Origin of the sequence: Streptomyces antarcticus (genome assembly GCF_026627255.1) — a bacterium.
GTDB lineage: Bacteria > Actinomycetota > Actinomycetes > Streptomycetales > Streptomycetaceae > Streptomyces > Streptomyces antarcticus.
Genome location: NZ_JAPNLM010000032.1, coordinates 34,219 through 44,756 on the forward strand (window position 1 = coordinate 34,219; position 10,538 = coordinate 44,756).

Annotated in this window: 2 protein-coding genes; both read left to right on the top strand. The window is 73.3% G+C overall.

Features of this window, described 5'->3' with window-relative positions; translation table 11 throughout:
* On the top strand, positions 1 to 2,948 hold a 2,948-nt coding region (locus OTB16_RS33335; protein ID WP_267725801.1), incomplete at its 5' end, for an SDR family NAD(P)-dependent oxidoreductase.
* Positions 2,949 to 3,116: 168 nt separating this feature from the next.
* Positions 3,117 to 10,523, top strand: coding sequence for a beta-ketoacyl synthase N-terminal-like domain-containing protein (locus OTB16_RS33340; protein ID WP_267725804.1), 7,407 nt, complete (start codon positions 3,117 to 3,119; stop codon positions 10,521 to 10,523).
* Positions 10,524 to 10,538: the final 15 nt, after the last annotated feature.

A 10,538-nucleotide genomic window follows, 5' to 3' on the forward strand; every position in this document is an offset into this window, starting at 1 on the left:
TCCCCGTCTCGGGTGAAGTCGACCCGGAACGGATGGCCGAACTGCGGACGCTCGACGACATCGCCGGCTTCCTCGCTTCCGCCTCCGGCACATCCACCCCCGCCCCCGCCCCGGTGGCCGTTCCCGCGGTGGCCGAGGCTCCTGCTCCCGCCCCTGTCGCGGCTTCGGCTGAGGTCGACGCCGCGGTGCTGAGTGCCTTGCTTGAGGTAGTGGCGGAAAAGACTGGCTATCCGGTGGAAATGCTCGAGCCCGGCATGGACGTCGAAGCCGACCTGGGCATCGACTCGATCAAGCGGGTCCAGATCATGGGCGCCCTGCAAGAGCGATTCCCCGTCTCGGGTGAAGTCGACCCGGAACGGATGGCCGAACTGCGGACGCTCGACGACATCGCCGGCTTCCTCGCTTCCGCCTCCGGCACATCCACCCCCGCCCCCGCCCCGGTGGCCGTTCCCGCCGCCGCGCAGGCTCCGCTCGTCGTCACGTACCCCGAGGCGAACGGCGTCGGGCGGACCTTCGCCGCCCTACGCGAACTGCCCGCGCCCTGCCGAGTGGTGGGGGCCTACGCCGAGCGGCGGACCGCGCTCGTCCTGGACGACGGGTCGAAGACGGCCCCGGCTCTGGTCGACGGGCTCCGGGCCGACGGCTGGAGGGTGGAGGTCGTCGGACTTCCGGGCGCCACCGCGTTCGCGGGGGAGGCCGACTCCGTCCGGTCGCTGCGTACCTGGGACGAGGCCGAACTCGCCGGGGCCGTCACGGCCGAGCGGCTCGACCTCGTCGTGCAGATGGCCGTCGAGGGCGGCCGGGAGTGGGCAGACGCGGCCCGCCGCCTGACGCACACCGTCCTCGTCGCCAAGCGGACCCAGGCACCGCTGAAGGCCGCGGCCTCGGCCGGCGGCAGGGCCGCGTTCATCGCCGTGACCCGGCTGGACGGTGCCAACGGCTACCGCGGCAGCGGCACCGGGGCAGCCCTGCTGGGAGGTGTGAGCGGTCTCGTCAAGACGCTGGCGATCGAGGTCCCGGCCTTCTTCACCCGGACCGTCGACTTCGCTCCCGGCCTGGACGACCGCACCGTCGCGGCCCGCTTCCTGGACGAGATCCACGACGTGTCGACCGATATCGCCGACGTGGGCCACGACACCGAAGGCCGGCGGACCGTCGTACCGTCCGCCGAACCGCCCGCCGCCCACGTGGCGGCCGTACCCGAGATCGGCGCGCAGGACCTGCTCGTCGTCACGGGCGGCGCCCGCGGGATCACCGCGGACTGCCTCCAGGCGCTGGTGGAGGCCCGCCCCGCGGGCCTGCTCCTGCTCGGACGCAGCCAGGTGGGCACCGAGCCCGACTGGGCGCGGGGTCTGGAGGGCGCGGCGCTCAAGGGCGCCATCGTCAAGAGGATCACCGCCGTGGGAGAGAAGCCCACTCCGCGAGGGGTCGAGGCGGTCTACCGCGAGGTGACCGGCAGCCGTGATGTCCGGGCCAACCTCGACCGGCTGCGGGCGACCGGCGCGAACGTCGAGTACCTCGTGGTCGACATCACCGACGCCGCCGCGGTCCGCGACGCCCTCGCACCGTACGCGGCCCGCGTCACCGGCGTCGTGCACGGCGCCGGCGTCCTGGCCGACCGTCTGATCTCCGACAAGACCCCGGAGGAGATCCAGCGGGTCCTCGGCACGAAGCTCCTCGGCCTCGGCCACGTCCTGGACGCGCTCCGCGGCACGGCCGCCCTGCGCCACCTGGTGTTCTTCTCCTCGGTCGCCGGGTTCTTCGGCAACCGGGGCCAGTCGGACTACGCCGTGGCGAACGAGGCCCTCAACCGGCTCGCCGTACGCCTCAAGCACGAGCTCCCCTCGGCCCGGGTGACCTCCGTCAACTGGGGCGCGTGGGACGGCGGGATGGTCACCGACGACCTGCGCGCGATGTTCGCCTCGCGCGGTGTGGCGCTGGTGCCGGTCGCGACCGGTGCGGGCATGTTCGCCGAACAGTTCACCGCCGCACGCGGACAGGACACGGTCATCGTCGCCGGCCCGCTAACGCCGCTCTCCGCGCCGCCCGCGGCCGACGAGTCCGCCCCGGCTTCGCTGCTCATCGACCGTACGCTCGCGGACATCGCCGCCGAACCCGTACTCGCCGACCACGCGATCGACGGCAAGCGGGTGCTGCCCGCCACCGCCGCGCTGGGCGCGCTGGTCAACGCGACGGAGCGGGTCACCGGCAAGCCGGTGACCGAGGTGGCCGCGTTCAAGGTCTTCAAGGGCCTGGTGCTGGACCCGGCCGAGGGCGAGGGCCCGGCCGCCTCACGGCTGAGGCTGTTCATCGAGCCCGGAGCGGCCACCCGTCCCGGCACCGTCGAGGTACTGGCCTCCGCCGTGGACGACGCCGGACGGAGCCGGCCGTCGTACGGAGCACGGCTCGGCACGGGTACGCCCGCCGCCCCCGCGGACCGGCCCGACCTCGCCCGTGCCGCCCGCGAGGCGACCCGTACGGACGCGACCCCCTTCTACCGGGACGGCACGCTCTTCCACGGCCCCGCGCTCCGCGGCCTGCGCTCGGTCCTCGTCAGCGAGGAGCGACTGCTGCTCCTCGGCGCCCGGCTCGCTGACGGGCGGCCGGCGCGCGGTGCCTACCACGGACGGTTCCACAGCCCCGTACTGGCCGATCTGCTGCTCCAGTCCGCGCTGGTGTGGGTGCGGCGGTTCCGCAACCGGGCCTGCCTGCCGATGGAGGTCGCCAGTGTCCGCTTCCACGCGGAACTCCCCGTCGACCAGGAGTTCCTGATCGCCGTGGAGAACGTGGTCGCCGGACCGAGCGGCATCTCCTGCTCGGTCACCGCTCTGGACCGCGAGGGCCGTGTGCTCCAGGTGCTGGACGGGGTCTCCCTTGTGGAAGACCCGCAGCTGGAGGGCAAGTTCGGGGCGGTCGAGCGCACCGGGACCGCGTCCGTCTCGGTCTGACCCCGCTCGGACGCGGGTCCGGGCCCCGGATTTCCCCGGGGCCCGGACCCGGACCCGCCCCACCCGGACGACCGCGTCCCGACCCCGACCCCGACCCCCGACCTCGAACCCGACCCCGACCCCGACTCCCGAACCGATCCACTCGGACACCCGGAGGCTGACCCAACCATGGGCAAGTACGCGATCGTCGGCCTGGCCTGCCTCTTTCCAGGGGCGGGAACACCCGATGACTACTGGCGCAACCTGATCGGCGGCGTGGACTCGCGCACCGACGGGGACGACCGGATCTTCGGGCACGCCCCGCAGGTCCGGGAGACCGACCCGGAGGACAGGCACCGCATCTACTGCACCCGGGGCGGTTTCCTGCGCACGTACGACGAGACCGCGGGCGCCGCGGGTACCGCGGGCATCTCCGGGTTCGATCCGAAGGGATATCTCCTTCCCCCCGACTACCTGGCCGGCCTGGACCGCTCGTTCCACTGGGCGCTCCAGGTGGCCGGGGACGCACTGGCCGACGCGGGACATCCCCCGACCGCGGACGGCCGGTACGGTCGGAGGACCGGGGTGGTGTTCGGGAACTACCCGTTCCCCACCCCGGCCTCCGGGCGGTTCGCCGGTGAGTTCTGGGACTCCGCCGTGGCCCGGGGCCTCGCGGACGCCGGGCTGGCGGTACCCGGCGACGCGCTCGCGTCCGACGCCGCCGACGAGCCGGGCGCGGTCACCGCGCACAACCTGTGGGCGGGCGGCATGCCGTCCCGCGTGGTGGCGGCGGCCCTCGGCCTGGAAGGGCCGCGGTTCACCCTCGACGCGGCCTGCTCCTCCGCCCTGTACGCGCTGAAGCTGGCCTGCGCCCACCTGGAGACCGGACGCGCCGACCTCATGCTCGCGGGCGGCGTCTGCGCGCCCGACCCGACCGTGATCCACCTGTCCTTCTCCGACCTGAGGGCCTACCCGCAGGACGGTTTCAGCCAGCCCTTCGACGCCCGCTCCCGAGGCATCGTGACGGGGCAGGGCGCCGCGATGATCGCGGTCAAGCGGCTCGCCGACGCACGGCGCGACGGCGACCGCATCTACGCAGTCATCGACGCCCTCGCCCTGACCAACGACGGCCCGGGCAAGCACCTCCTCGCGCCGAACGAGGCCGGGCAGCTCGCCGCGTACGACCTCGCCTACCGCGAGGCGGGCGTCGACCCGTCCGCGATCCAGTACCTGGAGTGCCACGCCACCGGCACTCCGCTCGGCGACACCACCGAACTCGCCGGAGCCGAGGCCTTCTTCGGCCGCGGCCCGCTGCTGGGCTCGGTGAAGGCCAACATCGGCCACCTGCTGACCGTGGCCGGCATGTCCAGCCTCCTCAAGGTCGTACTGTCCCTGTCGCACGGGGTGATCCCGCCGACGATCGGTGTGGAGAAGCCGCTGCCCGACACGATCGCCGACCGGGTCGTGCGCGAGGCCGTGAACTGGCCGGAGCCGACTCCCGGCGCTCCCCGCCGGGCGGGTGTCTCCGCCTTCGGCTTCGGCGGTACGAACGCCCACGTCGTGCTGTCGGCGCCGCAAACCGAGTCAGCCGCGCAAGCCGCCGAGGCCACTTCACCCGCGGAGCCCGTGGAGCCACCGCCGCTGGCAGTGATCGGCATGGGTGCCCACTTCGGCTCCTTTGCCACCCTCGACGCGTTCGAACGCGCCGGATACGACGGGCTGGGCGCCGTACGGGACCTGCCCGAACAGCGCTGGCGCGGCTTCGAGACCGTAGAGAACGGCCCCCTGGACCGGGCCGGCCTGGGCGCGGACGCGGCCCCCCGCGCCGCCTACATCGAGGACTTCGAGGTCGACACCACCTCGTACCGCATCCCGCCCAAGGACCTCGACCACTTCAACCAGCAGCAGCTGCTGATGATGCGCGTCGCCGAGGAGGCGCTGCGCGACGCCGGATACGAGCGCAAGCGCCCGGGCGCCGCCGCCGAAGGCTCCCGCCCGCGCCGGATCGGCGTGGTCATCGGCATGGAGATGGAGCCCAGCGCGCACGGCCACGGCTCCCGCTACGAACTGGGCCGCAAACTGGCCGAATGGTGCGCGGCGGCGGGCGTCGAACCCTCCCCGCAGCAGCTGGCGGCCCTCACCCGCGCCGCACGCGACGGGGTCCACGACTCCATCGAGCCGAACGAGGTCCTCAGCTACATCGGCAACATCATGGCCAGCCGGGTCTCCTCCCTGTGGAACCTCACCGGCCCCTCCTTCACCCTGTCCTCCGACAGCGCGGTCGGCGTCGAAGCCCTCGACGTGGCCCGGCTGCTGCTGCTCGACCCCACCATCGAGGCCGTGCTCGTCGGCGCGGTCGACCTGGCCGCCGGACCGGAGAACACCCTCGCGCGTGAACTGCTGGAGCCGGGGACCGTTCGCGACGGGCTGCGGATCCTCGGCGAGGGTGCCGGCGCCGTCCTCGTGACCCGGCCGGATTCCGTACCGCAGGGGCACCGGGTGTACGCCACGGTCGAGTCGATCGCCGTGCACCACGCACCGGACGTCGGCCCCGCCGTCCGCGGCGAGCTCGTCGAACGGGCCGCCCAGGACGCGCTCGCCGCGGCCGGCCTCGGCCCGGCCGACGTCGAACTGGTCGAGGCCGGCGGCGCGCACGCGGCCGAGGTCGCCGGGCTCGCCCGCGTCTGGACCGGGAGCCGGGCGGGCGCGGAGCTGCGTACGGCCCTGTCCTCGGTCCGCTCCTCCGTCGGGGACACGGGCTGTGCCTCCGGTCTCGCCGGGCTCATCCGGGCCGCGCTCTGCCTGCACCACGCCTACTTCCCCGTGGCCCCGGACGGCATCACGGCCGACGCGATCGACGGCTCGGCCTTCTTCCTGGCCGCCGACTCCCGGCCCTGGCTGCGCGCCCACCGCGACGGCCGGCGCGCCGCATCCGTCAGCGTCGTCGGCACAGCGGGCAGTCACGCCCACCTCGTACTCACCGGCGGGCAGGTCCGCGGCGAGATCGCCGAGGCCGACTGGAGCCGCTCCGGCGGAGGACTGGTCGTACCGGTCGCCGCGGACGACTTTGACGCACTGCTTGGCCGGCTGGGCGAACTGCGCGCGGCGATCACCGCCGACGGCGCCGGGACCCCGGACTGGGCGACGGAGTTCACGGACCGGCCGGCCGAGGTCAAGGCCGTACTGGTGGCCGAGGACCCGGCCGGACTCGTCCGGCAGATCGACCAGGCGCTGAAGGACCTCCCCGGAGTGTGGAGCTCCGGCGGCGAGTGGTCCTCCCCGTCCGGCAGCTGCTTCACCGCGAAGCCACTGGGGCCCGGGGCCAAGGTGGCCTTGGTCTTCCCCGGTGCGTTCAACTCCTACCTGGGACTGGGGCGGGCGATGTTCCGGGCCTTCCCCGGACTGCTGCCGCGCTTCGAGGCCCAGGCCGAACGCCCCGCCGACCTCTTGCGCGGCACCGCGCTCTACCCCCGTTCGCGCGGACCGCTGGGCCGGCGCGAACTGATGGCGCTCGAAGGCAACCTCGTCGAGGACATCCCGCTGATGCTGGCGGCCGGCACCAGCTACGCCCTGCTCTCCACCGACCTGGTACGGGAGGTCCTGGGCGTCCCGGTGCACGGCGCCTTCGGCTACAGCCTGGGCGAGAGCAGCATGCTCTTCGCCACCGGCGGCTGGATCAAGAGCGCGCGCGGCGACGAGAAGATCAGCGCCTCGCCGCTCTTCGTCGACATGCTGCGCGGACCCAAGCGGACCGTACGCACCCTGTGGAGCCTGGGGGAGGAAGTCCCGGACTCCGAGGTGTGGGCCACCCATGTGCTGCTCGCGCCCGCCGAGGACGTACGGGCGGCCCTGCCGCGCTACGACCGGGTGTTCATCACGCACGTCAACACACCGCAGGAGACGGTCGTCGCGGGCGATCCCGCACAGTGCCGCGACCTGATCGAGGAGCTGGCCTGCCGCAGCGCCCGCTCGCCCGCGAATCACGTGATGCACTGCCCCGTGGTGGACGGGGTCCTCACCGATCTCGCCGACCTCAACCGCTACCCGACGGGCGACGTGGGGGACCTGGTCCTCTACAGCAGCCGGCACTACGCGCCGGTGACGGACTTCGACGCGGACGCGGTGGCCGGCAACATCGCGGTGACGCTGCGCGAGACGGTGGACTTCCCGCGACTGGTGCGACGCGCCCACGAGGACGGCTACCGCTGCTTCGTCGAGGTCGGCCCCAGCAGCACCTGCGCGCGCTGGATCCACGAGACCCTGGCCGGGGAACCGCACCTGGCGGTGTCGGTCGACCGGCGGGGCGCCCGGGGGGCGACGGACATCGCCCGCCTCGCCGCCCGCCTCGCCGCGTACGGCATCCCCGTGGACCTCGGCGCCTTCGCCCCCCTCCCGCACGGCCGCCCTTCGCCGGGCCTGCGGGCCTTCCCCACGGGCGGCGCCCCGGTCCCGCCCCTGGTGGCGGCAGCCGCCGCCCCGACCGTCGGTTCCCTGGCCCCAGCCCGGCCGCGGCCGACCAAACCCGTCACCGCCGCGGCCGTGCCCGTCCCCACCGCCGTGCCGAGCCCGGCTCCGGCCGCCGCTCCGGCTCCGACTCCGGCTCCCGCACCCGCCGTCGTACCCCCGTACCCCGCCCCCACCATCCCCGCAGTCCTGCCCGCCCGCCCCGCCGTTCCGGTCGTGGCACTGGCGGGCGGACACCCGGGGGAGGCCGAACCCGCCGCAGGGGCGCAGGGCCTCCTCACTGCCGATCCGGTGCCTGCCCAAGGCTCCGCAACCACCACGGAATGGGACACCGCGATGCCGACCCACCCCTCCGCGCAGCCGCAGGCGCCAGCCCTGGCACTGGAACGGGAGCCCATCACGATGATCCCGGCCGGTGCCGTGGCGCCGCCGGCCGGGCCGCGCCCGACCACCCCCGACACCCCCTCAGGGCGAGCCGTCCCCGGCGCGCCCCTGCCTGTACCCCCGCCCGCGCGGACCCCGGCGAGCGCCGGCGAGGAGACCACCGCCACCCTGCTGCGCGGGCTCCGCAGCGAGATGCTGGAGGCGCACCAGGAGGTGCTCCGGGCCCAGCGCGACCTGCGGAACCAGCTCGTCGCCCTGCTCTCCGCCGGTGCCACCGCCCCGACGGCCGCGACGCCCGCGACGACCCCGGTACCCGTGACACCCCCGACGCCCCGCCCGCCCAAGCCCAAGGGCGTCGTCTGGGACGAGCACGATCTGCTGGAGTTCGCGACCGGGAAGATCGGCAACGTCTTCGGCCCCCGCTTCGCGGAGATCGACGGCTACCGCCGCCGCGTCCGGCTGCCCGCCCCGCCCTACCACTTCGCGACCCGGGTCACCGCCCTGGAGGCCGAACCGGGCGAGTTCAAGCCCTCGTTCATCCGTACCGAGTACGACGTACCGGTCGACGCCTGGTACGCCGTCGACGGACAGGTCCCCCCGGCCGTCACCATCGAGGCCGGCCAGTGCGACCTGCTGCTGATCAGCTACCTCGGCGCCGACTTCACAAACCGCGGCGACCGGGTCTACCGGCTGCTCGACAGCAGCCTCAGCTTCGTCGGCGACCTGCCCCGCGTCGGCCAGACCCTGCGCTACGACATCTGGATCGACCAGTTCGTGCAGCAGGGCGACACCCTCCTCTTCTTCTTCCACTACGACTGCTACGCCGACGGCGAGCTGATCCTCAAGCTCGACAACGCCTGCGCCGGCTTCTTCACGGACGAGGAACTGGAGAGCTCCTCCGGCATCCTCCAGGCGAAGGTCCGCCCGCCCGTCGGCGACGGCACCTTCTCCGGATCCAGCGCGTTCAAGCCGCTCGCCCGCACCGACCGCACCTCGCTCACCGCCGGGGACCTGGCACGGCTCGGCGAGGGGCGGATCGCCGAGGTGTTCGGTCCGGGGCACCGCCAGCCCGACGGCTGCAACACCTCCCTGAGGCTCCCGACCGAGCAGCTGCGCATGGCCGACGAGATCACCCTCCTCGACCGCAAGGGCGGCCCCGCGGGGCTGGGCCGGATCGAGGCCGTCAAGCACCTCGTCCCGGACGGCTGGTACTTCACCAGCCACTTCCCGGACGACCCGGTCCTGGCCGGCTCGCTCGTCGCGGAGGGGGCCGTGCAGCTCCTGGAGGTGTACGCCCTCTCCCTCGGCCTGCACCTGTGCTTCCCCGACGCCCGCTTCCAGCCCGTCCGCGGACTCTCCACGGACGTCAAGGTCCGCGGCCAGATCACCCCGGACACAGAGAAGATCGAGTACCGGATCGACATCACCTCGCTCACCCTGCTGCCGCGCCCGGCGATCACCGCCGACGTGATCGTCCTGCGGGACGGCAAGGCCTCGATCAGCGTCACGGGCCTCGGCATCCGGCTGGTGGAGAAGCCGGGAACCCCGTACCGCCCGGAGGCCGGCGGCAAGGTCCCGCACTTCCTCGGCCGCCTCAGCCCGGCCACCGGCCGCCCGGCCCTGCTCAGCGAGTTCCACATGGCGCACGCGGCCAAGGGCGACCTGGCCACGGCGATGGGACCCGAGTTCGAGGTCTACGCCGACAGCCGCGCTCCGTACATCCCCAACGGCGACTTCCTCTTCGTCGACCGCGTCATGGAACTGGAGGGCACCCGCGGCGTCCTCAAGCGCGGCGCCGTCATGGTCACCGAGTACGACTCCCCGGACGACTCCTGGTACTACGACCACAACGGGCACCCGTCCATGCCCAACTGCGTGTACATGGAGTCGAGCCTCCAGGCGGCCATCCTGCTCGGCTACTACCTGGGCGCCACCCTGCCCTTCCCCGACGAGCAGTTCAGCATCCGCAACCTCGACGGGCGCGCCACCCTGGTCAAGGACATCGACCTGCGGGGCAAGACCATCCAGCACCGCTCGACCCTTCTGTCCAGCGACCAGATGCCGGGCTCCATCCTGCAGAACTACAGGTACGAACTCTCCGCGGACGGCGAGGTCTTCTACACGGGGGAGTCCCTCTTCGGGTACTTCAGCGCGAAGGCCCTGGAGAACCAGGTCGGCCTGGACAAGGGCAAGCACGTACTGCCCTGGCTCGACCGGTCCTCGCCGCGCCCCGCGGACGTCCGCCGCGTCGACCTCGCCGCCTACCGCGCCGCCGAGGCCACCCGCCCCGTCCCCCGCCTCGGCTCCGGCCACCTCGACCTGGTCGAGTGGGTCGACGTGGTCCCGGCCGGCGGCGACCACGGCCGCGGCTACCTGCGCGGTCACCGCTCGGTCCGCCCCGACGACTGGTACTTCTCCTGCCACTTCCACCGCGACCCGGTGATGCCCGGTTCGCTCGGCGTCGAGGCACTCCTGCAGGGCCTCCAGGTGTACGCCGTGGAGACCGGACTGACCGACGGCCTCGTCAACCCGCGCTTCGCCCTCCTCTCCGGCACGGAGACGACCTGGTCCTACCGCGGCCAGATCCTGCGCGACGACCCGGACATGGAGTTCGACGTGCACGTCAAGGAGGTGCGCCGCGAACCGGGCCGCATCCGACTGATCGGCGACGCGAGCCTTTGGAAGTCCACCCTGCGGATCTACCAGCTGGGCGGCATCGGCATCGAGATCCACCACGACCAGGTCTGATCCCCGCGCACGACC

Coding starts and splice junctions, on each gene's coding strand:
- OTB16_RS33340 (WP_267725804.1), top strand. CDS start 3,117: ATGGGCAAGTACGCGATCGTCGGCCTGGCCTGCCTCTTTCCAGGGGCG.